23 protein-coding genes and 2 pseudogenes are annotated in these 24,666 nt (G+C 47.2%); 18 read left to right on the top strand and 7 right to left on the bottom strand.

Going from position 1 to position 24,666, the window contains the following annotated elements:
- Window positions 1-333: 333 nt before the first annotated feature.
- Window positions 334-1,725 (bottom strand): threonine synthase, encoded by a 1,392-nt coding sequence (thrC, locus tag FKP33_RS03765; RefSeq protein ID WP_141333952.1) that lies wholly within the window; start codon window positions 1,723-1,725, stop codon window positions 334-336.
- Window positions 1,726-2,026: 301 nt separating this feature from the next.
- On the opposite strand from thrC, the gene FKP33_RS03770 reads away from it, so the two are divergent.
- Entirely contained in the window at window positions 2,027-2,854 is an 828-nt protein-coding gene (locus tag FKP33_RS03770) for a methyl-accepting chemotaxis protein (protein ID WP_127604273.1), read from the top strand.
- A 178-nt stretch (window positions 2,855-3,032) separates the two neighbouring features.
- Window positions 3,033-3,896 carry an AraC family transcriptional regulator gene (locus tag FKP33_RS03775; protein ID WP_141333953.1) on the top strand — a complete coding sequence of 288 codons (864 nt, stop codon included), beginning with the start codon at window positions 3,033-3,035 and terminating at the stop codon, window positions 3,894-3,896.
- Window positions 3,897-4,044: 148 nt separating this feature from the next.
- On the opposite strand, the gene csaA is transcribed toward FKP33_RS03775, so the two are convergent.
- Complete coding sequence (csaA, locus tag FKP33_RS03780; RefSeq protein WP_127604269.1) at window positions 4,045-4,374, bottom strand: chaperone CsaA; 330 nt, start codon at window positions 4,372-4,374, stop codon at window positions 4,045-4,047.
- A gap of 33 nt (window positions 4,375-4,407) precedes the next feature.
- Window positions 4,408-4,960, bottom strand: a pseudogene (locus FKP33_RS27575) (IS1595 family transposase); the annotation flags it as partial.
- 182 nt (window positions 4,961-5,142) lie between these two features.
- Here FKP33_RS27575 and FKP33_RS03790 point away from each other — a divergent pair.
- From FKP33_RS03790 to FKP33_RS03805, 4 genes and pseudogenes are all read left to right on the top strand, one after another.
- A complete protein-coding gene (locus FKP33_RS03790) occupies window positions 5,143-6,153 on the top strand; it encodes a linear amide C-N hydrolase (protein ID WP_181410036.1) in 1,011 nt (336 codons plus the stop codon).
- A 27-nt stretch (window positions 6,154-6,180) separates the two neighbouring features.
- Window positions 6,181-6,366: pseudogene (locus FKP33_RS27580) on the top strand (DinB family protein); the annotation flags it as partial.
- A 159-nt stretch (window positions 6,367-6,525) separates the two neighbouring features.
- A complete protein-coding gene (locus tag FKP33_RS03800; RefSeq protein ID WP_127604265.1) occupies window positions 6,526-6,831 on the top strand; it encodes a hypothetical protein in 306 nt (101 codons plus the stop codon).
- Between the two features lie 204 nt (window positions 6,832-7,035).
- On the top strand, window positions 7,036-7,497 hold the full coding sequence (locus FKP33_RS03805) for a hypothetical protein (protein ID WP_155614145.1): 462 nt from the start codon (window positions 7,036-7,038) through the stop codon (window positions 7,495-7,497).
- A gap of 175 nt (window positions 7,498-7,672) precedes the next feature.
- On the opposite strand, the gene FKP33_RS03810 is transcribed toward FKP33_RS03805, so the two are convergent.
- The gene (locus FKP33_RS03810) at window positions 7,673-8,203 is read right to left on the bottom strand and encodes a hypothetical protein (protein WP_141333956.1); all 531 of its coding nucleotides are present in this window, start codon (window positions 8,201-8,203) and stop codon (window positions 7,673-7,675) included.
- Window positions 8,204-8,315: 112 nt separating this feature from the next.
- Window positions 8,316-9,098: a hypothetical protein gene (locus FKP33_RS03815; protein ID WP_141333957.1), complete on the bottom strand. Its 783-nt coding sequence runs from the start codon at window positions 9,096-9,098 to the stop codon at window positions 8,316-8,318.
- 281 nt (window positions 9,099-9,379) lie between these two features.
- Between FKP33_RS03815 and FKP33_RS03820 the strand changes: the two genes are divergently transcribed.
- The 5 genes from FKP33_RS03820 to FKP33_RS03840 all read left to right on the top strand — a co-directional run bounded on the left by FKP33_RS03820 (window position 9,380) and on the right by FKP33_RS03840 (window position 13,975).
- Window positions 9,380-10,600 carry an acyl-CoA dehydrogenase family protein gene (locus FKP33_RS03820; protein ID WP_141333974.1) on the top strand — a complete coding sequence of 407 codons (1,221 nt, stop codon included), beginning with the start codon at window positions 9,380-9,382 and terminating at the stop codon, window positions 10,598-10,600.
- 29 nt (window positions 10,601-10,629) lie between these two features.
- Window positions 10,630-10,980, top strand: coding sequence for a cupin domain-containing protein (locus FKP33_RS03825; RefSeq protein WP_219996637.1), 351 nt, complete (start codon window positions 10,630-10,632; stop codon window positions 10,978-10,980).
- 198 nt (window positions 10,981-11,178) lie between these two features.
- Complete coding sequence (locus FKP33_RS03830) at window positions 11,179-12,165, top strand: heme-dependent oxidative N-demethylase family protein (RefSeq protein WP_230875954.1); 987 nt, start codon at window positions 11,179-11,181, stop codon at window positions 12,163-12,165.
- An 18-nt stretch (window positions 12,166-12,183) separates the two neighbouring features.
- Window positions 12,184-12,996, top strand: coding sequence for a hypothetical protein (locus FKP33_RS03835; RefSeq protein WP_141333958.1), 813 nt, complete (start codon window positions 12,184-12,186; stop codon window positions 12,994-12,996).
- Between the two features lie 28 nt (window positions 12,997-13,024).
- Window positions 13,025-13,975, top strand: a complete 951-nt coding sequence (locus FKP33_RS03840) for a PDR/VanB family oxidoreductase (protein ID WP_258313363.1) — start codon at window positions 13,025-13,027, stop codon at window positions 13,973-13,975.
- An 85-nt stretch (window positions 13,976-14,060) separates the two neighbouring features.
- On the opposite strand, the gene FKP33_RS03845 is transcribed toward FKP33_RS03840, so the two are convergent.
- Together FKP33_RS03845 and FKP33_RS03850 are read right to left on the bottom strand one after the other, a co-directional pair.
- The gene (locus FKP33_RS03845) at window positions 14,061-14,405 is read right to left on the bottom strand and encodes a P-II family nitrogen regulator (RefSeq protein WP_127604251.1); all 345 of its coding nucleotides are present in this window, start codon (window positions 14,403-14,405) and stop codon (window positions 14,061-14,063) included.
- Between the two features lie 43 nt (window positions 14,406-14,448).
- Window positions 14,449-15,747 carry an ammonium transporter gene (locus FKP33_RS03850; RefSeq protein WP_483874527.1) on the bottom strand — a complete coding sequence of 433 codons (1,299 nt, stop codon included), beginning with the start codon at window positions 15,745-15,747 and terminating at the stop codon, window positions 14,449-14,451.
- A gap of 480 nt (window positions 15,748-16,227) precedes the next feature.
- Between FKP33_RS03850 and FKP33_RS03855 the strand changes: the two genes are divergently transcribed.
- From FKP33_RS03855 to FKP33_RS03885, 7 genes are all read left to right on the top strand, one after another.
- Window positions 16,228-17,001 (top strand): IclR family transcriptional regulator, encoded by a 774-nt coding sequence (locus FKP33_RS03855; RefSeq protein ID WP_127604247.1) that lies wholly within the window; start codon window positions 16,228-16,230, stop codon window positions 16,999-17,001.
- Between the two features lie 239 nt (window positions 17,002-17,240).
- Window positions 17,241-19,175 carry a primary-amine oxidase gene (locus tag FKP33_RS03860; RefSeq protein ID WP_141333961.1) on the top strand — a complete coding sequence of 645 codons (1,935 nt, stop codon included), beginning with the start codon at window positions 17,241-17,243 and terminating at the stop codon, window positions 19,173-19,175.
- A 13-nt stretch (window positions 19,176-19,188) separates the two neighbouring features.
- Window positions 19,189-19,548 (top strand): hypothetical protein, encoded by a 360-nt coding sequence (locus FKP33_RS03865; RefSeq protein ID WP_141333962.1) that lies wholly within the window; start codon window positions 19,189-19,191, stop codon window positions 19,546-19,548.
- 519 nt (window positions 19,549-20,067) lie between these two features.
- Window positions 20,068-21,090 (top strand): LacI family DNA-binding transcriptional regulator, encoded by a 1,023-nt coding sequence (locus tag FKP33_RS03870; RefSeq protein WP_141333963.1) that lies wholly within the window; start codon window positions 20,068-20,070, stop codon window positions 21,088-21,090.
- Window positions 21,091-21,575: 485 nt separating this feature from the next.
- On the top strand, window positions 21,576-22,607 hold the full coding sequence (locus FKP33_RS03875; RefSeq protein WP_258313364.1) for a TRAP transporter substrate-binding protein: 1,032 nt from the start codon (window positions 21,576-21,578) through the stop codon (window positions 22,605-22,607).
- Between the two features lie 79 nt (window positions 22,608-22,686).
- Complete coding sequence (locus FKP33_RS03880) at window positions 22,687-23,244, top strand: TRAP transporter small permease (protein ID WP_141333964.1); 558 nt, start codon at window positions 22,687-22,689, stop codon at window positions 23,242-23,244.
- Window positions 23,244-24,521: a TRAP transporter large permease gene (locus tag FKP33_RS03885; protein ID WP_141333965.1), complete on the top strand. Its 1,278-nt coding sequence runs from the start codon at window positions 23,244-23,246 to the stop codon at window positions 24,519-24,521. The genes FKP33_RS03880 and FKP33_RS03885 overlap by 1 nt, the downstream gene beginning before the upstream one ends.
- Window positions 24,522-24,666 lie beyond the last annotated feature (145 nt).

Below are 24,666 nucleotides of genomic sequence, written 5' to 3' on the forward strand. Positions count from 1 at the left end.
ATCCATTGCTTTATTGCGTTACCACTTTATCAAGAATTATATGATATCACACTCTTATAAATAGTGTCGATAGTTGATAATGAATGTCATATATTTCCTAATGTTTAAATGGGGACGAGTAGGGAACCGGAAAAACGAATAGTAGTATATAGATAGGAAAAGGATCGGATGGGGGCGGATTGAAAGACTAAATAAAATAATTAATCAAACATTGTCATATTAAGGGGCGTAAATATTCCGTAGCTGACTGGAGGAATTGACATGGCCGAAGACAACGCAGCAAACAACAAAAGCCATCCCGTAGGATGGCTTTCTCACGCAGCTTGCTGAGGATTAATTAAAAAACGTCACTAACTGTTTCTTTATTTCTTCGTTGGACCCGCCGACAACGGTTTGGATTTGCGGTTTGTCGAACAGCGCCTGGATTTGCTCGGGGTAGGTCTGACTGATATTGCGCAGCCGGATGGCTTCGTCGAACTTCGCCGGGTGGGCGGTTGACAGAACAACCGTGACCTCTCCCTCCGCCGCTGGCTTGTCGGATGCTGCTGCGCCGCAGGCGGTATGCGGATCCAGCAGATAACTGTACTTCTCATAATACGCACTGATGGTGTTTAGGCATTCTTCGTTCTCCACGCTGTAGGCCGAGAAGTCGGCTTGCACTCGCTTCAATACGTCTCCGGTGATGACGATGCGGCCTTCCGCTTTGAACTGCGCCATGAGAGAGGTCACGGTGTCAGCGTCCTCTGCATACAGGTAAAACAAATATCGCTCGAAGTTACTTGCTACTTGAATGTCCATGGACGGACTGTATGTTCCTCGGAAAGCGCCCGGTTGATATACGCCTTCATTCACAAAGCGTGCCAAGATGTTGTTCTCGTTCGTCGCCAAGATCAGTTTATGGATGGGAAGTCCCATTCTTTGAGCCAGGTAACCGGCAAATATATCGCCGAAGTTCCCTGTCGGTACGCTGAAGCTGATCTTATCGGCATGCTCTTTGTTCGCTACCTGGAAGTAAGCATAGAAGTAGTACACCGTCTGTGCGAGAATCCGGGCAATATTAATGGAATTGATGGCACGCAGGTGGTACCGGTGTTTGAAACTAACGTCGGCGAATAGTTCCTTAATGATTCGTTGGCAGTCATCAAAGGTGCCTTCCACGGCGAGGTTAAGCACGTTGGCGTCATTGACCGTGGTCATCTGAAGTTCCTGCACCTTGCTCACCTTCTGGTGTGGATGCAAGATACAGATGCGGATTCCTTCTTTGCCGCGCACGCCCTCGATCGCCGAAGCGCCTGTGTCACCCGACGTCGCTCCAAGAATGTGGATGATGGAGTTCGTTTTACGGGAGACGTAGGAATACAGATTGCCAAGAAATTGTAACGCGACATCCTTGAAGGCGAAGGTTGGGCCATGGAACAGTTCCAACACATATCGACCGTTGTCGAGCCGGCGTACGGGTGTTACATCCTCGTGGCGGAATGTCGCATAACTGTCGTCGACCAGTTTCTTCAGATCCGCACGTGGAATTTCATTGTTTACATATAAGGAGAACACCTCTAGGGCGAGCTCCGGATAAGTGAGTTTCTGCCATTGTTTAAGGGTATCGTCCGATAATTGCGGAATGTGCTCAGGCACGAGCAAGCCGCCGTCGTCGGCCAGTCCCATCAGAATCGCGTCGATAAATCCTGTGGGGGATACTTGTCCCCGGGTGCTGATATATTTCATAAATGATCCCCTTTTGCTATTGAGTTAGTATTATTGTAACTTATATGGGGTCCAGTGGTCGACAAAAAATTTGCCGTTACAGACAGTTAGGAGAATTCGAATCGCAGTAAACGAGAGGAATTGGTTAAACTTAGCATATTCGGGGGTATATTTCCCTTAGATTATGTGACAGAAAATATAGGCATCCTACTGACATTGACAGTCAAAAAAAAATCCGATATAGTAATTTTATCCATTATGTAAGCGCATACAATCATAGATTATATTTAAGTATATAAACTATTTTAGGGGGGGATGGACGGTGAATGAAAAGAATGAATTACTCGATTATTGGGTAAAACTTGCGCCTAAAATAAAAGAGGGAATTCCTTTTGATGTGATGATTGGAGTAACCGATACCGAAAAGTTTCTATTATATCTTCCTGCTTCAAACCTGAACCTTGGTGCTATTGACGGGATGGCTGTTCCAGAAGGCGATGCTATTTATTTAGCTATGAAGTCCAATAAAGCACAAATGGTTAGTGTGCCTAAAGAGGCTTTTGGCATTGCTTTTAAAGCAAAGAGTGTACCCATCACAGATGAGCATGGAAAAGTTATTGGGGGTTTTGGAATCGGTATCAGCTTGGAAAATCAACAAAAACTAAGTTCTGTAGCTCAGCATTTCGCCTCTACTTCGGAAGAAATTGCTGCATCTACCCAAGAGCTTTCTTCCTCGGCTCTCGAGTTAGCTAATTTTATGGAATTATTGGGCACTGCGCAAAAAGAAATGAGCGAACAAGTTGATAAAACGGCAAAGATCTTAACATTCATCAACTCAGTCGCAGGGAAGTCTAAAATTCTTGGTTTAAACGCAGGTATTGAAGCAGCCAGAGCAGGGGAACATGGAAGAGGCTTTGCCGTTGTTGCCAAAGAAATTAGAAGCCTTGCTGAAGATAGTGCCAGATCTGTAGATGAAATCCGTGGTATACTCCGTTTACTCAATCAAAAAGTAGAATTTATCGCTAATTCAGTGAAAAAAGCAACTGAAATCTCACACAAGCAGTCGGCTGCGACAGGAGAAATTTCCTCCGCAATTCATGGGTTGGTCACTTCAGCTGAAGATATAGAAGAATTATCCAGGCTGTTATAAGTGAATTTTCATAGTAGACAAACCTTTTTGCTAACGAAGAACGATAGCTCAATAACAGCGGCAGTCCAGGTTTCCGTGAATAGATTGTTGCTGCTGGAGGGATCTGCTATGATTTGGATAGTACGCTTGTTTGCAAAGGTTGAATACAAAGTCGGTTGGCTCGGATAGGAAGGTTCGGATGCGGATGACATACATCGATATTGTAAACCAGGCGATTGCCTTCATAGAAGAGCATCTTGATCAAGACCTTACCCTGGAGGACCTTGCCGGTCGGCATCATCTGTCCACGATGCACTTCTATCGCATATTCCGCGCGGTGACCAACAAAACCGTCAAGTCTTACATCGATGCGCGCAGACTGACGGAAGCCGCGAAGGCAATCAGGCAAACCGACCGTAAAATTATCGATATCGCCTTTCAGTATGGCTTTCTTTCCCATGAATCGTTTACGCGCAGCTTTTCCAACATGTACGGCATGTCGCCCTCCGGCTTTAAAAGGAGCAGTCGGGCGCTGCCCTACTATGAGAGGCCGCATATCGTCGAGCGCGAATTTAAAAATGTGAACAAAGATGTCATCGTGGACTTTACGTATGCTTCTTTACCGGCAGTTACATTGACCGGACAGGAGATCCGGTTTAACCCCGAAACCGAGGAAGGGCTCGGGAGGGTGTCTGCATTTGTAGCCGGATTTGTGGGAAATTGGATAACGCCGAACGGAGTGGACCGCTTGTATAACGTGACGCTCAACAACTCCAGATTTCCGGAGGAGGACATCCGTTACTTTTCCGGTTTTTCGGCAGGCTCTTCGAACGAGCGGGAAAGCGGCGAGCTGGCTTTACTGGAGCTCCCCGCGTCCCAATATGCGGTTTTCCACTATAAAGAAGGCATGGCCAGCGTATTTCAGACCGCCATTCATGACTTGTATAAATCGATCAGCGTGTCCAAACTGATGCTGAACCCGGTCGGCATGGACTTTATGGAGGTTTATGAGAGCGATTATGCAGAAACCGGGGCCTTTTACATTTATGTTCCGATTGTTTAAATGCCCGGCGCTGGCCGGGCTTTTTCTTTGGCTATGTTAAATTTTGTTGTTGATTTTGGGGACCAATAAGAAAACCGCCCACTGAAAAGGCGGTTAATCAACTATAGATATCCGTTTGTTGAATGAAAATCCATTACCGAATGTTCTATTAGGCAATCGGTGTACCATTTTTAACTGGTTCATCTGGTTTTAATAGTACAACATCACCTTCCTCTGGAACACCTCCAATTACCAACACTTCAGATTCAAAACCAGCAATTCGCCTTACTGGAAAATTTACTATTGCGACCACTTGATTACCTATAAGTTGTTCTGGTTCATATCTTCTCGTTATTTGGGCAGAAGAGCGTTTGATACCGATTTCACCAAAATCAATTTCTAATTTTATTGCAGGTTTTCGTGCTTCTGGAAAAGGTTCTGCTTTAGTCACAGTACCTATACGGATATCTAACTTTAAAAAATCCTCAATTGTTGCCACGACGTGTATTCACTCCACCTTTTATAGATTACTTTACTTTAACTTTCTTACCCGTTTAATTGAGACAAAAGAAGTTTGTCGAAGTTTGGTGTTTGTCTCTTTTACAGTAAGCAGGCAAGAGGTGACCAACATATTTTTCTTATTCGACGTTGTGTTCTCATATTCCTTGCTGTCTAAGTAGCGGAACCAAGCCAAATAATGTTGCAAATACTTGGTTACAACACCATTAAAACGGTCGATCCAACGTTTCAAACGATTATGATAGCTGGTTTACATTCTGAATGCGGTAAACTCCTTTAACACGTTGTTTTCCATCGGACTTAAAGCGGTAATGGTCTAAGCCTTTCGAATTCACATAGGAACTAAATGCCCTCCACGAATCAGTACAAAGTACATTTGACTCAGTTAAATGACTGCCAATAGCCTCATCCAATTTCATTGTCCGAATTCGTTCACGCCCAAGTACGCCAGAAAAAGTCATCTTCTGACGGTCACGAGCAACCAACACACATATTTGGTCATTACTGATGCCACGATACTTAGCTTTGCCACCACGTTTACGAGGCTTGCGGTCAGAGATATTCCTATATGATTATACCCATTATTGCAGAACAATTGTTCGTGTATATCAAAAATCAACATTGAGAATTAACATAGCCTTTTCTTTTGAAAGGAATGAATTGCTGTAAAGAATGTCAAGAAGCGGGGAAAACGGAACGGTATACTGAAGTCAAATCAAATTGGCTTTGGAAGAAAAGGAGAGTAAACATGAGTACTGCTTGGCATATCTGTAAAGGCGAAACAAACTTCGTAGGCAAAAATCAAGATGTTATTTATGACGGGGTGTATATGTACACCAACCAGAGAGGGCTCGCCAAAACAGCATTCATCCTGCCGCCGGATCAGCCGGCATCTTGGGTGTCCATATATGGAAACTTGACCGTATCCCAAATCGGGAAGGAGTGCCCGAACGGCGGCATGAATGAGGAGGGACTCGTTGTCGAACAAACGACTCTATGGCAAGCCGCGTATCCGGCCCCGGATGAGAGGCCGGCGGTATCGGACCTTCAATGGATTCAATATATGCTCGATACGTGTGCGACAGTTGGCGAAGTGCTGGAGGCAGCCTCCCGGGTTCGCATTGCCCAGAACCAATCGCATCTGCACTATATGGTGTGCGACAAGCGGGGAGACCGGGCGATCATCGAATTTCTGAATGGCGAAATGGCTGTGTACAAGGATGCCTCGCTTCCATGTCCCGTTATGGCTAATTCCCTGTACCAGGAAACGATTCGTACCAGGCATGAGCCGGCCGAGCAGGAGGAAGCGACCGGGGATTACGAAGCCAACTCCATGCACCGGTTCCGTAAGGCAGACCAATGGATTGCCAATAAGTTTGAGCTTCCGTCGATCAGCATCGAGGACGCATTCGAAGGGCTGCGGGAGATGCGCAGACCGGATACGGTGTTTAGTCTCGTGTACGATTTGAACCGAATGGAGATTCATTTTACGACAAGCCGTAATCCGGTATGTACAACCGTAAGAGTGACGGATTTCGACTATAGCGCCAGTTTGCCGGGCCATATACTTAACATGCAGCTTGTTCACGACCGTGGAAGCCGAATCGCTCACTTCGACCGTTACAGTGCAGCGGCTAACAAGCAGGCGGTCAGCGGCTTTTTTAAAGATCCGATTCTGACGGAGGTGTTCGGCTGGAGCATCACGGAAGAGATGATCGACTTTATCGCGACCTATCCGGACGCTTTCAAGAAAATATAGGGGAGGAATTAAAGGAGTCAAGCCCGCTATATAGATTTCATCCAGCATCTCGTGAATCACGGGACGTACCATCGAGGGAATGTCACCGCCATGCTCAGGCAGCTAGGACATCCTGGTACGGGTTGTAAAGCGTTGAGGCAAGAAACAGCCTGGACCTCATGTCCCAGGCAGTTTCTTGCGATTGACAAAGATCAGCTGTTCAGTAAAAATTAAGTATAAGACAGAAAAATAAGTTACTGGACGGTAAGTAACGGAGAACAATAGCTCAATTAACGATGCAGCCTGCCGCGGATCCAACCGGGCAGGCTGCACAATTTCCATGAGTTTACAAAGTCTAAATTAGAGTTACGAAAAATCAATACTGGAGGGGTTATGAACACACTTGCAGTGAAAGGCAACAGGTGGAGGAAACGTTTGCTGGTTTTTATTTTTGCTTTAATGATTTTTAGTTTTTTTGCCTGGTATTCACGTACAACACACACTGGAGAAGTAGCAACTGTAGTAAAGGTAAACGAAAAAAATATTGAAATAAGGAATCTTGAAGGTCGCAGCACGGTGGTTTCATTACCAAAGGGTGTCAGTAAGTTAATTAATGAGAATGAAGAGTATTTTATTCAATATGAGAAACGAAGATGGGGACAACCAAGTCTAATTTCAATTGAACCAAACCCAGGTTAATGTAAAATGATTACACTATCGAAGAACTATAGCTGAATCATTCATTTCGAGCAGGTTGCCGCGGCAGCCTGCTTATTTATATTAAACAGGGGCAGTAGAGCAGGAGCGTAGTAAAAAGTAACTGCAACATCAAATGTTAAAACATGGGGTATCATAGGTGTGGATGAAGTGTAATGCTCTAATAGTATTGGCGGGGGTACTAGCTTGAAACACCTAATGTACATGATTGCCATTATTGTTGCGTTAACTTGCTTTAACGTACAAACTGTCCGCGCTTTTGATGGAGCTGAGGTGTTTGATATTGAGAAAGGTGAGGTTGTCCAAACAATAAACAACCCTACAAATTTGCAAAGTGAAGTTGAGAAATGGTTATCTTCTATTACTGGACCCGTTGGATCATTCAAAATTGAGCCAGATAACGGGATCGGGATAAAGATTGAACTCGCTCCCCCTTTGAAAATAAGCAATCAATGGATAATTGGGACAGTTACTCAGGTAGTATTGTTTGTTAGTCGGACGGAGACGTACTATCCAACTCTATTCATATTCACAAAGGAGAATAACGCAATCGCAGTAAATATCCATTGTGATTTAGAAATATTTTTGAAAACGAATAATATTTATGATCCAGAATTAAATCTTAACCATCCACCAAACAATAAATAACTCGATGATTACATATTTGTCGGATGGGTTTACTTTCGGCCCTTTTGTAATGCCCACAACACATTTCGCCCATGAAAAATCCCCTTTAAGTATAACGGTAAGAAATGATTCTTCTTACTGTCTACTTGAAGGGGATAATACCGGTTCAATCGCAGCCGGTTTTATTCATGCTACCCTAATCTATCTCGAATTGCACAAAGTCATTGGGGTTACTTCGTATACATGTACCTATGATTTTATGTGTTATCCATACGGTCTCGTGAAGGTTATCGAAAAGAGGTTTTACAAGAGACATCAATTCAGGATCATGATGTAGATCATTAGCTGAAACATCGAAATTTTCTAAACTCCTGGGGTGATTCCTTTTTTTAAGAATCTCTTCCAAACTCTCTAAGACATGCAGGGTGTTGCGATCACCGAAAAAACGCAACCCGCTTTTTAGCCCTGACCATCTCTCGGGTTGCGCCATAAAATAAGCACTCCACCAATAAAAATTAGCATCAGATTTCATGACGTGATTGTAATAAGCACGAAACACGAATAACGCTTTTTGTCCTCTTGATAGTTCTTTAAAAAGCCCTGTGCTGAAATCGTCTCCTCGAGTCTGGATTTCCTTATAAGCTTTGATGAGCGGATCGACACAAGCAGTCCCGAGTGCCTCATCGTCTAATGCGTTGAATGCCTCTTGCCTCATTTTAACTAACAATATATGATCGCTCCTTCAACCCAATTATATATGAATTGGATAGAAAGAGGCAAGAATTGCATTTTCTACCGAATCAAGCAACGGGAAACGAAACGCAGTTTATCTTTGCCGGCTACATGAGGGCTATATAACGAAGGGTAACCCCGCTTGCCAAAGTGGAAGTTGTTAGCATACGGATGGCCTCGTCGAAGGGAATACGGCGATAAGTCTCGGCTGCACGTCCGCCCTCCATTAACGCATCACGTTTCGCGCACAGCTGCTCGCGCTGCTCGGTGGTCAAGCTTTCGGAACTGTTGATCGAGGCGATGACAACCTGTTCGGCAGCCAAACAGCTTCGTATGAGGACATCGGCCCGGCGGGTTCGGCCGGTCGAAGAATACGCCACAGCGGATAGGATGCGCTGTTCGGCGCTGCTCACCGTTTCTTGAAGAAACGTTGCCGCCGACGGATTTATTTGATCCTCACGAATGGCCTCATACAGGGTAACGGCTGTTACGGGCGGGGTGTCCGGAACGAGCAGACGGGTTATTGCGCGATCGTTAATCGCTTCCAGAATTTGCTCGGGATCGTCGATAACCTCGACTTCCTTGTGCGGCGGCCATATATCCATCCAATAATGATCCATATGCCTCTGACCGACATGAAACACGTAGAACTCCGGATAAATCCTTAACTTACCGGGGGTATTGCCAAGCTTAGGCCGATAAAAGTCATAGACTTTGGCCATCGCCGCCATGATCAAAGCGCTGGCGCCAATACCTCCTCCGGACTCGCGAACCACGATGCCTACACGATCATGGGGCTTCATCCCGGGGAAGATGTCCTCAAGGGTTGCAGGCTGACCGTCAATGACGAAATCAAAATCGGCAGAACTGATCATATCGGTAGTATGCATGCGGCGATCGCTCCTTTTTATCCCATCTTGCAGTTATTTTATCCGGATGGTTTGACTTGCGGTAGGCCGTTTTACGAATAAATGAGAAACATGGAAAAAATCAATGGTTCGGGAAATGAGTTATGTATATGTAATGGATAGTAACATAAAAAGGTGAATCTGCGAAAAAAGTTACGATATTATCAATAGTTGGGAAAGGAAGATATCTACAAACTCAAATTCATGAAATAATAATGTCATGTAAGATGACAAAAAATAACTTTGATGAGGGAGTGGATGGTGTGGCGGTCGATAAAGCAATCGATGATAGTCTGCTGATGAAAATTCCTGCATGGTGGAACTGTTTGCCCGGTTTTGAGCAAATGCATGCCGAAGCCAAGCTGATCGGCGAACAAGTTCTTCGGCCCAATGCCGACATCTCCGATCGGGAAGGGGTCTATCCCAGAGTCAGCCTGCAAGCCATTGCCGATGCAGGGTTTGGCGCCGTTACCGTACCGGAAGAATATGGCGGACTTGGGGCCGGTTGCAGCGGATTTGCGGTATTGGCCGAAACTTTCGCCCAGTACTGCGGTTCAACTACGATGGTTTGGGTGATGCATACGGCCGCCGTTCAGACGCTGTTTATGGCTGGATCGCACGAACAACGGCTTCGCTTCATTCCGAAGGTTGTACGGGGAGCCGTCGGAGGTCTGGCATTTAGCGAACCGGCCACCGGAAGTCACTTTTGGAATGTGGTAAGTAAAGCGCCCCGTAGTGGCGAAGGATATATGCTGAACGCGGACAAATCCTTTGTGACAAGTGCGGGCGAAGCGGATTGGTACATTGTGGAGACGAATTCGCCGGAAAGCGCCAAGGCCGACAAGCTGATGTTTCTGATTGTGGAGAAAGGTCAGGACGGTGTGGAGGCCTTCCCGTTCGATGCACTCGGCTTAAGGGGGAATAATAGCGGTCCGATGAAATTCAAGGATGTGTTCGTTCCGGCTTCTAATCGTCTGGGAGAAGAGGGCGGTGCCGGTTACTGGAACGACATAGTCATCGATCCGTTCTTCCTGCTAGGATCAAGCGCCTGCTGGATAGGGATTGCGCAGGGAGCCATCAGCGCTGCGGTCGAACAAGCGAAAAGAAAAGTTCATGCGGATACCGGTAAATCGGTGGCCGGTTACCAAGTGATTCGACATGAGATGGCTAAAGCGCAAATTCTCGTAGACAGTGCAAGAAGCATGTTGTACCGGGTCGCTGACAAGCTGGATCAGGCGGCGCTAAAGGGAGAAACGCTGGATTCCTGCCTGTACCCGCTATGGGAACTGAAGACGCATGCAGCGGATATCGTCATTGACGTTACGAACAAGGCTTTGCAAATTTCCGGAGGTCGCGGTTACTTGCGCGGGAATGTAGAAAGGTTTATGAGAGACGGAAGAGCGGGCGCTATAATGGGGCCTACGAATGAAGTTTTGCGTGAATGGATCGGGAGAACATTAATCGGCGTACCGTGGCTGGAATAGTACAAACCATCTACTAGGAGGAATTGACCATGGCAATGAAAGTTGTGAAAGAAGCGATCAAAAGCGAGAAGCCTTCAATGGGAGTACCGGATACGAAAGCATTTCTTGTGGATACCCTAACGTCCGCTAACCCTGAAAAAACAATTACGAGCGGATTTTTCCGGATGGAAAAGTCCAAGCCGCTTTCCTATACCTATACGTACGATGAAATGAAAATTATTGTTGAAGGCGAGATTTGGATTACGGATGAAACGGAAAGGACAGTGAAGGGCATTCCGGGCGATGTGTTTTATTTTGAAAAAGGCAGCGAGATTACCTTCAACTCACCCGACTATGGAATCGGATTTTTCGTAGGGCTGCGCAAGGTTGGGGAGGCGTAATCACACAAAAGAAGATTTGATGCGGATGAAGACGATCTATCTGACGGACTCTGCCCAATCTTATGCCGCGGATAGATCGTCGTGCGCGATGATCAGGGGGGACATGATCAACAGGCCCCGGCCATTCAAAGAACGCCTAGGCATTCTTGGGTGAACGGCGCCTGTTATTTGTCATCACTAACATTGGAGGAATAAGGCATGGATCAAATGATGGATATATCCGAAAGCAGACAGATGAACAACTGGCAGCTATTGGAAAGGTTTCCTTTTCCGTTTCAAGGGGACTCCTATCGGTACTCGAACAATTCCTGGGCATTAGTGCCCCCGATTTGCACGGACATTACGCTTGAGTATGTGGAGGAAGTGCTCGAGAAGAGGCGGCTTCTGGAGCGTTATCCCGAACGGACCTTCCAGTCGTTTGCTCATACGCTGAATGCCCAGTGGGAAATTCTAGATATGCTGATGCATGAGCTTTCCGGTGTCTATGCCGATTATTTCAGTTTGGATAAACAAGGCGATCGATGGACATTTCGCAATCATTTGTTAAATGAAGAGCAGGCGTTCACCTTCGGCGACGTCTCCACGCTTCCGTGTGAGCCGCTCGATTTCATTGGGCGTCACATGCAGGAGGATTTGATTTATTTGCAGCAGCGGGACGGCGATTTATATATGGATGCCGGGCAATTGTGCTTTCCTGCGAATTGGTCTCTCGCTTTCGATCTGGGGATGACCTATCTGCAATTTCATTCGCCGGTTCCCATCTATTCGGACAGCGGCCTTGCGGAAAAGGTGCGCGGATTTCTTCTGAGAATGGAGGCCGGCAAGCCGTGGACGCGGTTAAACTGGACGATTAACGTCGGAACCCGGCTGGATACTTCTCCGGAGGCGTTTGGAGAGTGGGGGCGCGGTAAATTTGACTTGAATGCGGAAAATGTAGGCCGTGAGGTTCATCTTCGGACGGAGGATCAGCGATTATTCCGTATTCCAGGCAGCAATGGCATTTTATTCAGCATTCATACCCATCTGCTTCCGCTTGAGATGTTAGTGCAGAACCCGGACTGGGCACAAAGGTTTTATAAGGTCTTGGAGGATCTTCCGGACCCTATTGCCGAATACAAGGGATTTATATCCTATAAACCGTTGATGCTTGAATACTTGCGGACATTCGCAGGGGCTGAGGGATAAGATCGGGAGGTTTTCAAGGTGGAAACGGGTTATCATATCTTGCAGCCGGGAACGATTAGGTCCTCGCCGTATGTTTATTTCACCGCTGAATTGACTCATGGGGAACTGGAGGCTCCGGTGGGTGTGGTTCGGGGTCTGCGGCTCCATAATGTGCGGATCGATCAAGAGGCTTCATTTGTCCGTTTAAGCACCGGGACAGGCGTTCAGGTAAGGCTGTATGTAGATCTGAACGATTGCCCGGATCAACAGACGACCGAGCTGCTGCGCGAATCACATTCGGGAGAGATTCGTTTAGATTCGCCGGCGCGGAAGATTTTCGTGAATTTGCATAAACATAAGTATATTTTGTTTGTCGATGAGAAGGGTATTCTTTGCTCCATCCCCCTATTACTGCTGTTGGCCAAACAGGGCATTCAAACGGAGGTATACTATGTTCAGAGCTATGCAAAGGATTCACCCAAGACGCTTAAGAGGTACGCCAAAAGTCTGGACATTCCGGTCCGCATCATTCGGGAGTGGAAGAGACCGTCCTTATCCTTATTGCTGGCTGAGCGGACGATTGACACCCAGCTCGTCGTGATTTGCCGCTGGCCCTTGTACAATAATTTGGTCAAGCTGGCGAGGGAATTAGGGTTTGCGAAGGAAGATATCGAAGGATATGATAACGGCGACAAAGAAGAAAGCGTGTTTTGCGTACGTTGCTACAAGCTACAGAGAAAGCCTGTCGAATCGGAGACCTCTTGCTTGCATTGCGGGGCCTCTCTTTCGATTTCCAATCATTATTCAGAGCGGTTAGAGGCTTATCTGGGTTATGTTCTGTGTAAGGAATAAGAGTGAGCGTATAAGGAGGCGGGTAGGCTTGCAGAACCCGAGGCTAAAGGTAACCGTAGCTGAAATCGTCCAGGAGACGCCTGTGGTCAAAAGCTTTAAGCTGGTCGGCGCTCGCGGGAGGCTTCCGCGTTTCTCAGGCGGTGAGCATATTACGACGTATTTTACCGTGAATGCCGAAACCATGGAACGCCACTATTCCCTGGTTGGCAACCCTCAGCGGGATGATTATTATACGATAGCGATTCGGCGCAGTGAAACCTCGCGTGGCGGCTCCGTGCACTGGCATGACCAAATTCGAACCGGCGATGAAATCGAAATCAGTTATCCTAAGAATCACCTGCCTGTAAGCTTTGAAGCGAAGCATCATGTATTCATAGCCGCCGGAATCGGCATCACGCCTTTCATGGCCATGATGTCGGAGCTTGCGGCGTCCGGCAAGTCCTTTGAGCTGCATGATGCGGCCGCTTCCGAGGCGTATTGCCCTTTCTATGAAGAAATCCGCAAGAGGTACGGAGAACGGGCCAAATTTTACTTCTCCGGCAAACAGCAGCGTCTGCCCGTCGCCGTCATGTGGAAGCAGCCGATCGGAACGCATGTGTATTTCTGCGGACCGGAGGAGATGATTTCGCAGTTCAGACAAGCGGCGATTCATTATGGTTACCCGGCATCCAATATCCACTATGAGCTGTTTAGTCCGCCTAATGTGGGCCCGAGCTATCCGTTTCAAGCCGTTCTTGCGAAAAGCAACGTCACGTTACAGGTGCCGGAAAGCAAGAGCTTGCTTGAGGTGATGCTGGAGCAAGGGATCGCCGCCGCCTACTCCTGCAAAATCGGCGGCTGCGGAAGCTGTGAGATTGAGGTGGAGGACGGGGAAGTGGATCATCGCGATTTCTTTCTTTCGGAGCAGGAAAAAAAGACGCGCAAGGTGATGATCCCATGCATCTCCCGCGCCAAGAGCCCGTTGATTATTAATCTGTAGATGCTTAAGATACGTGTTACGGGAACGACGATCAGCATAAAAAAGAGCCGTCAGGGATCATCATCCCGGGCGGCTCCTCTCTTTGCTATTGGTCCAATGCTTCCTGGCCGTGCTGGCCGGTACGGATACGGATGACGTCGAGCACTTCCGTGACGAAGATTTTTCCGTCGCCGACTTGACCCGTTCTTGACGCATCGATGATGACTTCAATGGCTTTCTCATAAATCGCGTCGTTAACAACCGTTTCAATTTTACATTTCGTGACAAAGTCTGTTTGGTACTCGACGCCCCGGTAAATGGTTTTCACACCCTTCTGGATGCCGTGGCCCCGGACATCGCTGATGGTCATGCCGGTTACGCCGATCGTATACAAGGCAGCCGTAATATTGCTGATTTTCTCCGGCCTTACAATAATGGTCAGCAGCTTCATCGGATCTAGCTCCCTTCAACATGGTATGCGCGGACCTTGCTGTTTAATTGGTTTGGGTGATCGGACTTTTCTCGATTTCGAATGAGGCAAACGATGGCGCCGCCATTTCGCTTCTTCCGGATTCAAGCTCATTGTAAGCGTGCTCGCCATGGTGGCTTATATCGAGACCCGCCTCTTCCTCTTCGGCAGGGACGCGAAGCGTTGTGAATAGTTGAATCGTCTTCAGGATGACGAGGGTTCCGGCCGCCGCCCAACCAATGGCTATGAGGATATCGATGGCTTGAATGACAAGCTGGCTGGGATTGCCGTACAGCAGGCCGTTGTTCCCCGCCGGGTTCACTTCCTTGCTGGCGAACACTCCGGTGAGGAGCGCACCCCATATGCCGCCGACGCCGTGAATGCCGAATACGTCGAGTGCGTCATCGTATTTGAATTTGGCCTTGAGTGTGTTGACGGCCCAATAGCATACGAAGCTGGCGCTGCCGCCAATCGCCATAGCGGATAATACGGGTACGAATCCGGCTGCCGGGGTGATGGCAACAAGGCCGGCTATGATCCCGGTAACCGTTCCGACTAGCGTAGGTTTCTTATGGAAGATCCACTCGATAAGCGCCCAACCGGCACCTCCGGCACATGCGGCCATATGAGTGTTGGCGAAGGCGAGAGTAGCCAAGCCTCCGGCGGCAAGCGCGCTTCCGCCGTTGAAGCCCATCCATCCGAACCAGAGGCACATGGCGCCTATGAAGAAGAAGACAATATTATGGGGAGGGAGCGTTTTGCCGGGAAACAATTTTCTCGGACCGAGCACGATGGCCGCTGTTATGGCGCTCACGCCTGAAAGGATATGTACGACGGTGCCTCCTGCAAAATCAAGTCCGCCTAATTTGAATAACCATCCGCCTCCCCAAACCCAATGCGCGAAGGGCGTATAAATGAAGGTAACCCAGAAGATGGAGAAGACGATCCATACGGAAAATTTGATTCTCTCGGCAACCGCCCCGGAGATGAGCGCGACCGTAATGGCCGCAAATAAAGCCTGGAATATAGCGAATATAAGATGGGGGAATGTGAGCGTGCTGAACGGATCCATGCCCACCCCCTCGAAGAACAGAAAGTCAAGTCCGCCGATGATTCCGAATTGGTCGGTGCCGAACGTCAGCGTGTGACCCCACAATACCCATACGATGCTGACGACAATCAGGCTGCCCGTGCTCTGCATGATGGTGGAAAGAACGTTCTTGCGGCTAAGCAGACCACTGTAGAAAAGAGCTAGTCCGGGGAGGAACATGAACAGAACAACAGTCGTCGCGACGAGAAGCCAAGCCGTATCTCCGGTATCTATCTTGGGCGGCTCCGATTGGGCGAAAGCCGTCATGGGAAAGCTAAAGCACAGCATACACAGCATACTGATTCGCATAAATATGGATTTAAACATCTGTGGCATCGTATAACCCCTCCTGGATAATGATTCAATTTTGGCCCCTTGCATAGTACTCACTCCCTCCTTAATTTCATGTCATTATTGATAACGTTATAATGACATGTGATTTTGCGGTTTAATAGTTATTCATCCCAGAATGTGGTATGATGTCTAAAAAAATAAAAATAACCCATAAATATAACATTAATGTTACATTGAATAAGCTGCGGCAGCATGGTTTCCTTTTGACACCAGGGCACTTAAAAGTGTGTTCTTGCTCTTTGCTAGCCTTATAAGTACCATATAAATACAATGATTACCCATAAATACCAAATTTATGGTCTGGGAGGTGTGTTGCTGATTGTGTAAGGAAACATCACATTATGACTTGGGGTGAGATCTATGTGCGGAGTCATTTCAAAAGCTATTCAAATTTTGGATGTCCTTGTTCCGCAAGGCAGCGAAAAGGAAATGAGTGTCACGGAAATCAGCAGGGAGCTCGGTATGCCGGTGCAAAGTGTCCATAGAATTCTCAATTCGTTGTCCAGACATGGATTTGTTGCCCAGAACAAAAAAACGAAAAAGTACAAGTTAGGTTTATGTGTGATGAAATACGGCTTTCTCATGTGGGACAGCTTAATGCTCAGATCTTTGGCGAGGCCCTTTATGGAGGAGCTTTCGCAAAAAACGAAAGAATCGGTTTATCTCGCGACCCGAGAAAATACGGAAGGGGTTTATATCGATTCTATCGATTCCCCGCAGATGCTCAAAATATCCGAGCCGATCGGGCTAAGGCTGCCTCTGTTCGTTGGGGCGTCCAACCGCGTCATCCTAGCTTATCTGTCCAAAAAAGTACAGGATACGCTGCTGATGAATGTAGATTGGGATAAAACTCCTTCATTAATCCGGTTATCCGCAGACTATATCATGAAAGATTTGGAGGTCATTCGCGCTCGCGGTTATGCCATGACCTCTGGCGAGGCAACCGAGGGGACGACAGGAATTGGCGCCCCCATCTTCTCGTTTGAGAACACCGTAATCGGTTCGCTGAATGTAGCGGGTCCTTCGCTGCGGTTTACGCCCGAGAAAATCGAGACCTATGCGTATCAAGTGAAAAAATATGCCGATTTGATATCTAAAGAGCTGGGCTACAGAAACAAATACAGATGGAGTTAATCAACCTTATTCATCAAACAGGATGGATCACCCTGACGGAAGATTTTGGCTTGTTTTTTTGTGCGCGCCTGCTTTTCCCAAATCGTGAGAAAATGCGAAAATTCATTTGAGGTATTCCATTATTCGGGAAAAGCAGCTAAACATGGTTATATTTATGTTATATGATCGTTACATAACTTAACACACTGTATGAGCATTGGTGTTCAAAGTTGACATTTTAAGAGAGAGGGAGAGCTTACATGGCTGAAACTATCGTTAAACATCCTCTGGAGCCGCTTAGCAAGGAAGAAATTCAGGCGGCAGTCTCCATCGTGAAAGTGCAGAAGCAATTGGGAGCCTATGACCGTTTCGTCTCGATCGAGCTCAAAGAGCCGAAGAAGGAAAAGGTACAAAGCTTTGATGGCACCCAGTCCATTCCGCGTGAAGCCTTTATTATCCTCTTGAACAATCGAGCGGGCGCTTGTTATGAAGCGGTTGTTTCCCTTAACGAGGGGAAGGTGACTTCTTGGGAACTGATTCCGGGCGTTCAGCCGATGATTATGCTGGATGAACATATCGAGTGCGAAAAAATTGTACAGGAGAGCCCCGAATTCCATGAAGCGTTGAAGCGTCTAGGCATTGAAGATCCCGGTTTGGTTATGGTCGATCTCTGGTCGGCGGGCAACTTCGGCACCGAAGAGGACTCGACCGTTCGTCTGGCGCGTCCGCTGTGCTTTCTTCGCAGCGACGCGAAGGATAACGGCTATGCCCGCCCGCTTCCGCTCGTACCCATTGTAGATCTGAACAAGATGGAAATATTGCGTGTCGAGGAATACCAATATACGAGAATCCCCACCGAGGCATCCAATTACACGCCGGACCGTGTAGGCCCGCTGCGCACCGGTATCAAGCCCGTTGAAATTACACAGCCGGAAGGACCGAGCTTTACGGTGAACGGCCATGAGGTCGAATGGCAGAACTGGAGTTTCCGCATCGGCTTCAATCCCCGTGAAGGTCTGACGATCCATAACGTTTCCTACGAGGATCAAGGACGTAAGCGTCCCGTTATGTACCGTGGCGCTCTGTCGGAGATGGTCGTGCCATATGGTGATCCCGGCGCGATCCAAAACCGTAAAAACGCATTTGACAGCGGTGAATACGGTATCGGTCAGCTTGCGAACAGTCTGGAGCTAGGCTGCGATTGCGTAGGGTATATTAAATATTTCGATGCTCCGATGACCAACAGCAAGGGCGAGCTTGTCACTATCAAAAATGCGATTTGCATGCATGAGGAGGACTTCGGCATTTTGTGGAAGCATACGGACTGGAGATCCAACGATGTCGAGGTGAGACGTTCCCGCCGTCTGGTCGTTTCTTCCATCTCCACGGTTGCCAATTATGAATACGGGTTCTTCTGGTATTTTTACCAAGACGGCAATATCCAGTTCGAAGTGAAGCTGACGGGTATTTTGTCAACGGCGGGTTTACATCCGGGCGAAACTTCGAAATATGGCACGATGGTAGGGCCGGATCTCTATGCGCCGAATCACCAGCATTTCTTTAACGTGAGAATGGATATGCAAATAGACGGCAACGAAAATTCCGTATACGAAGTCAATGTGCTCGCGGAGGAATTGGGCGGGGACAACCCGCGAGAGAATGCATTCTACGCCAAATCCACGCTTCTTGAAACCGAGCTGCAGGCAAGAAGGAAGCTCAAGCTGGAAACGGCAAGGTATTGGAAAATCGTCAATGACAATGTGAAGAACAGCTTGGGTCAATCGGTCGGATACAAGCTGGTGACGGGCGAGAACTGCTTCCCGTTCGCCTCGGAGCAGTCCAGTTTGCTTAAGCGTGCGGGGTTCATCAAGCAGCACCTATGGGTCACGCCGTATAACGAAAAAGAAATGTACGCCTCCGGCAATTATCCGAACCAGAATATCGGCGGAGAAGGACTGGAAGCTTGGACCGCACAGGACCGCCCGGTCAGCAATACCGACATTGTGGTCTGGTATACGATGGGTCACACCCATGTGCCTCGTCCGGAGGACTGGCCTGTCATGCCGGCGGCTTATATCGGCTTTATGCTGAAGCCGGTCAGCTTCTTTGACCGCAGTCCGGCAATCAACCTGCCGCCGTCCCCGAAGAAAAATTATTGCAGCAGCTCGGTCAAAGCGAACGGCTGTCAAAGCTAAGGAGTGATTCGTGATGATGCAGAAATTAAGACATATGGGGACAGAAATGAAATATGCGATGGTGTCTACGCTTTCGGTGCTTCTCGTCTTGGCGCTGCATCTCGTTCACTGGTTATCCGCCCCGCTGCTGATGGGAGCCATGGAAATGCACGAACACCATCATGGCTTGAACCATGATGCTTCCGGCTATATGGAAATGTTCACCGTAGTGCTGCTTATTGCCAATGGAGCGGGCATGTACTTTGCCCTCCGGCAATTGGCGTTGGCATTGAAACATAGAAAGCGCGGATGGCATCATGATGCATGCACGGTGATTTCGCTTGGAGTCCTGGTCATGGGCGTCTATACGATCACGACGGTTTCATGGCCGTAACTGTTGCACAATAAAATGCCTGCAGCTGCGCGGGTTACCGGGCGTCAGCGAACAAGCGTTGATGACGGCGGCCGTGCAGAGGATGAAGAAGATGGCGATCCACCTGGATCGTCAAGAAAAGCGGGGCTAACGAGCCCTTGTTCCCCCCCACCTGTTCTCCATCTTAACGCACCAAAAGAGAAACCCGTCTTGAAAAGACGGGGTTTCTCGACACTCTGAACCGTTACGAAGCTTCATAGAAGCTTCGTAACGGTTATTTTGGGGAAAAGGGGCGATCGGGTCGCGTCAGCTCGATTTCGCTCCTATCGATTTTGCGAATTCGATTGGACACAGTAGTTTGGGGGATGCTAGTGATTTGCGGGAATATCGTAAAATGGAGAGGAGTTGAGAACCTCTCAACGCAGCTAATTATCATACATATTTGATAATTGATGGTTTATAATTTATAATTATGTTTTGTTTAATTCATGGTGGTCAAAGATCGAAATAGCTCCTCCACTTAAGACGAGGTGTAAATCTATGAAACGGGAAAGAGGATCCCGCATTACATTGAAGCACGTTGCAGAGCATGCCGGAGTGTCACCGTCAACGGTCTCGCTTGTTCTTCGGGGAAGCTCTGAAATTCCCGAAATTACACATCGAAAAGTAATGGACTCCATAAACCATTTAGGCTATGTTTACGATCGGGTAGCGGCAAATCTTCGCTCACGGAATTCTTCAACGATAGGACTAATTGTTGCGGAAATAGCCAACCCCTTCTTTTCAGAATTATTAAATGGCGTACATCAATCCTTGGACAAGCAAGGGTATACCGTTATTTTGGGCGCGACCTTCGATTTAAACACCAATCAAGATCGGCTCATTTCGACCATGCTGGAGTATAGAGTCGGTGGTGTAATTATGAGTCCTATATCCGGAAGCTCGCAGGAGTCCATCGAACGTTTAAGAAAGTGGGGTATCCCTGTAGTTTTAGTAGGGAAACTGCCGGCAAACGCAAACTTTGATTACGTCAGTGCCGATTATTCGCTTGGAGCACAGATGGCGGTGGAGCACTTGATTCGAAAGGGACACCGCAGGATCTCCTTTTTAGGTGGTGTAACCGCTTCCTCCTCTTGGCAGGCTAGAAAACAAGGGTATCTCAATGCGCTGAATGAGGCGGGATTGGAATATGACGAGTCCCTCATCATTACAAGTACTGTCACTAAAAAAGGCGGATTTAAAGCGGTGCAGCAGCTGCTTCAGCAACCTAATCCGCCTACCGCATCGTTTTGCTATAATGACTTGGTTGCGTTCGGCGTCATGGCCGGATTAACTCAAGCAGGCTTGAAGCCCGGGCGGGATATGGCTATCGTTGGATTCGATAATATCGAAGAGTCCGAAATGTTCACACCTACACTGACAACAGTCTCGGCGTCACCACATCTTATGGGTACCTATGCAGCTAATCTTTTGCATCAGCGTATTATGGGCATGGATGATGATAGGCCTCAACAGATTATATTAAAGCCAGAGCTTGTGATTCGCGAATCTTGCTCCAGCTAACAGGTCATGAGAGTTAAATGATACAAAAACCCCGCAGTTAATCAGTCCTGCAAATGTTGAAAAACTTTTGCGGTATTGGGTAACACGGGTGTTTTTTTGTGTGTAAACTTAAGGAAACAAAAGTGACATTTTTTTATTGACAGCGCTTACGAAGCGATATATACTCGTTTTGAATGCGACTAGAACGTTCTAGTATAACGTTCTAGTTATGGTTTATCATTGCTTTCCGTTAAGCAAGGTCCTCAAGTATTTGTCACTCCATCGTACAAAGTCAGACAATCAAGTATGTTAGGGTAGTTCATGATTGTGCTTCTTGTTAGGAGGTGATTTCCCGCTTTCGGATCCATGCAGAATGTCCCAAAGTCTCTTTTGAAGAAATATGTTTGGGATGATGCTAATGATGCATGTTTAAAAAGTCACACATGAGTTGATCTTAGAAACCTTACCTTATCGTTTTAATAAAAATGAGATCGGGGGCATCCAATATGAAAAAAACATTAAGTGTGTTATTCATTGGTGCATGGGCGGCTGTAGCCGTAGGTTGTGGGCAAGGGACCGGAAAGGAAGTTTCTTCAAGTCAATCTTCCGGTTCCAGCGCACCAGTCAAAGTAATGAAATTGGCAACAGTCTCGCCTAAAGAGAGGTCCTTGACACAAGGATTGTATAAATTCGGGGAAATTGTAGAAAAAGAGAGCGGTGGTTCGATTAAAGTTGAAGTGTACCCGGATGGACAGCTAGGTGGAGACATCCAAACCTTCGAAGGAATGAAAATGGGAACCATTCATGGTTCAACCATGTCGACCGGTCTGATCGCATCGTTTGCGAAACGCTTCAACGTATTTGATCTGCCGTTCTTATTTAAAGATGAAGCTACGGCGTATAAGGTTCTGGATGGCCCGCTCGGAAAGGAACTGCTTAATGATTTGCCGAGCACCGGGGTGATCGGGCTAAACTATTGGGAAAATGGCTTTAGACATCTGACGAATAGCAGACGGGAAGTGAAATCGCTGGACGACATCAAAGGATTAAAAATCAGGACGTTGGAAAATCAGTTACATATTGATTTATGGAAAGAACTGGGGGCCACTCCGACACCCATGGCATTTACGGAGTTATTTACAGCGCTGGAGCAGAAGGTCGTTGATGGGCAAGAAAATCCCGCAGGTAATGTTAAGGTTTCCAAATTTTATGAGGTCCAAAAGTATATGACGTTAACCGGACATGTGTATAACGCCAGCCCGTTCATGATCAGTAAGAAGTTCTGGGACTCGCTTTCCGACAAGGAAAGAGAAATCATGACTAAGGCTGCGGAAGAAGCTAAAGATTTCCAAAGAAAAGCTAACCAGAAGGAAGGTTCGAATGCTACTGAATATCTTCGTCAGAACGGTATGAAGGTAACGGAGTTGACTGCAGAACAAAAAAAACAGTTTTTTGATAAGGTGCAGCCGGTATACAAAAAGTTTGCTCCTACAATTGGGGAGGATTACGTAAATAAGTTATACGAGGCAGTAAGGTAAGCTGATGAACGGGGTCAAAGTTTAAGTAGGCGAAAGTCCCCTTAAGATTTGATATGATTTTGTTTAGCAGGAGGATCAGATGGGGAAGTTAACGGCATGGTTAGATCAGGTTCTCAATGTCATCATGGCGATATTTATGGCAGCTATGGCGATCTTTACCTTTGGTAACGTTATATTACGATACGCCTTCGATTCCGGAATTACCTGGTCGGAGGAATTATCTCGATTTTTGTTCGTCTATTTGGTCTTCCTGGGAGCGGTTGCAGCACTTAAAGAAAAGCAGCATCTAGGAGTAGACTCGCTGGTCAAAAGGCTGCCGGCTCCTTTAAAACGCTTTGTATATGTGCTAAGCCACTTGCTCATGCTTATTACGATGGTTTTGGTAGGGGACGGAAGCTGGAGGATGACGCTGATGAGTATAGATACGCAAGCGCCGGCGACGGGAATGTCTCTTGCTTTCGTATACGGGATCGGAATCATTACAAGTATATGCATGGGGCTTATCCTGTTATCGAATATCATTCGTGTCATTGTGGATAAGAGCTCGATTGAGAAACTGGCCAAGACCTTGGATTCCGAGGAAGAGATTAAACTTGAACGCAGTCGTTTGCAAACCGCCGAAGGAGTTGAAACTTAATGCCACCCATCGTCTTTCTCGGATCCTTAATAGGAGCAATGGCTTTAGGCATGCCGATCGCATACGCACTGTTGGTAAGCGGAATCGTCCTCATGATTTCTATAGGAGGATTTGACACCCAGCTTATTGCCCAAAACCTGGTTAATGGTGCCAATAGCTTTGCGCTATTGGCAGTTCCCTTCTTTATATTGGCTGGCGAGTTTATGAATGCCGGCGGCATTTCCAAGCGAATCATTAGCTTTGCTTTAGCCTTTGTTGGACATATTCGAGGTGGTCTCGGTTATGTGGGAATTATCGCAGCTGTTATTTTTGCCGGTCTGTCGGGTTCGGCGGTTGCCGACACGGCGGCGATCGGGGCGGTGTTGATCCCGATGATGGCGAAAGCTGGTTATAACATTAACCGTTCTGCCGGTTTGGTCGCTGCGTCCGGAATCATTGCGCCGATCATTCCTCCGAGTATTGCCTTGATTTTATATGGTGTTTCCAGCGGCACTTCGATAACCAAATTATTTATGGCTGGGATTGTTCCAGGTTTAATCATTGCCGCAGCACTGGTGATTACATGGTGGTGGGTTGCTCGTAAGGATCAAGTGCAAGTATATCCGCGCCAATCGATGCAGCAAGTGCTTATCGCGGGGAAGGAAGCCTTCTGGGCACTGATGATGCCGGTCATCATAATCGGCGGAATGCGCCTCGGTATTTTTACGCCAACAGAGGCTGGGATCGTAGCCGCATTTTGCGCCTTGTTTATTAGTGTAGTTATATATCGTTCCATGAAGATCAAAGATATTTATCAATGTTTAATCTCGGCAGCGAAAACCTCGAGTGTCGTCATGTTCCTCGTTGCGGCTGCAATGCTTTCCTCATATCTGATCACGGTGGCGAATGTGACAACGCTCATAACGGATTGGATGGCGCCGCTGATTGAACAGCCTATGCTGTTAATGTTTGTGATTAACGTCGTCGTATTCCTGGTTGGAACAGCAATGGATTTGACGCCAACCGTATTAATTTTGACCCCGGTCTTGATGCCTATGATTGACGCTGCCGGTATTGATCCGGTTTATTTCGGCATTGTATTTATTCTTAACAATTGTATCGGCCTCTTGACTCCGCCTGTCGGAACGGTTCTTAATGTGGCGGCCGGTGTGAGTAAAATAAGTATGGAGGATATCATTAAAGGTGTAACGCCGTTTCTTATTGTGGAAATTATGGTTTTGATCCTACTGATCTTATTCCCAGGTATTGTTACCGCACCGCTCGGTTGGTTCCATTAATAAGCAGCGAAAATTTTCAGATCGTTACGATCGACTTTACTGATTGGCTTCGAGCTTCGTAACGCCCGTTTATAGACGGGGTTACTTTCAACAAAAAATAGATCGTTCTAGTAGAACGATATAGTGAATTTTATTCAAATAACTA

It is taken from the genome of Paenibacillus sp. tmac-D7, assembly GCF_006519665.1.
GTDB lineage: Bacteria > Bacillota > Bacilli > Paenibacillales > NBRC-103111 > Paenibacillus_G > Paenibacillus_G validus.

Coding starts and splice junctions, on each gene's coding strand:
- thrC (WP_141333952.1), bottom strand. CDS start 1,725: ATGAAATATATCAGCACCCGGGGACAAGTATCCCCCACAGGATTTATC.
- FKP33_RS03775 (WP_141333953.1), top strand. CDS start 3,033: ATGCGGATGACATACATCGATATTGTAAACCAGGCGATTGCCTTCATA.
- FKP33_RS03790 (WP_181410036.1), top strand. CDS start 5,143: ATGAGTACTGCTTGGCATATCTGTAAAGGCGAAACAAACTTCGTAGGC.
- FKP33_RS03800 (WP_127604265.1), top strand. CDS start 6,526: ATGAACACACTTGCAGTGAAAGGCAACAGGTGGAGGAAACGTTTGCTG.
- FKP33_RS03815 (WP_141333957.1), bottom strand. CDS start 9,098: ATGCATACTACCGATATGATCAGTTCTGCCGATTTTGATTTCGTCATT.
- FKP33_RS03825 (WP_219996637.1), top strand. CDS start 10,630: ATGGCAATGAAAGTTGTGAAAGAAGCGATCAAAAGCGAGAAGCCTTCA.
- FKP33_RS03830 (WP_230875954.1), top strand. CDS start 11,179: ATGGATCAAATGATGGATATATCCGAAAGCAGACAGATGAACAACTGG.
- FKP33_RS03845 (WP_127604251.1), bottom strand. CDS start 14,405: ATGAAGCTGCTGACCATTATTGTAAGGCCGGAGAAAATCAGCAATATT.
- FKP33_RS03855 (WP_127604247.1), top strand. CDS start 16,228: ATGTGCGGAGTCATTTCAAAAGCTATTCAAATTTTGGATGTCCTTGTT.
- FKP33_RS03860 (WP_141333961.1), top strand. CDS start 17,241: ATGGCTGAAACTATCGTTAAACATCCTCTGGAGCCGCTTAGCAAGGAA.
- FKP33_RS03865 (WP_141333962.1), top strand. CDS start 19,189: ATGATGCAGAAATTAAGACATATGGGGACAGAAATGAAATATGCGATG.
- FKP33_RS03870 (WP_141333963.1), top strand. CDS start 20,068: ATGAAACGGGAAAGAGGATCCCGCATTACATTGAAGCACGTTGCAGAG.
- FKP33_RS03875 (WP_258313364.1), top strand. CDS start 21,576: ATGAAAAAAACATTAAGTGTGTTATTCATTGGTGCATGGGCGGCTGTA.
- FKP33_RS03880 (WP_141333964.1), top strand. CDS start 22,687: ATGGGGAAGTTAACGGCATGGTTAGATCAGGTTCTCAATGTCATCATG.
- FKP33_RS03885 (WP_141333965.1), top strand. CDS start 23,244: ATGCCACCCATCGTCTTTCTCGGATCCTTAATAGGAGCAATGGCTTTA.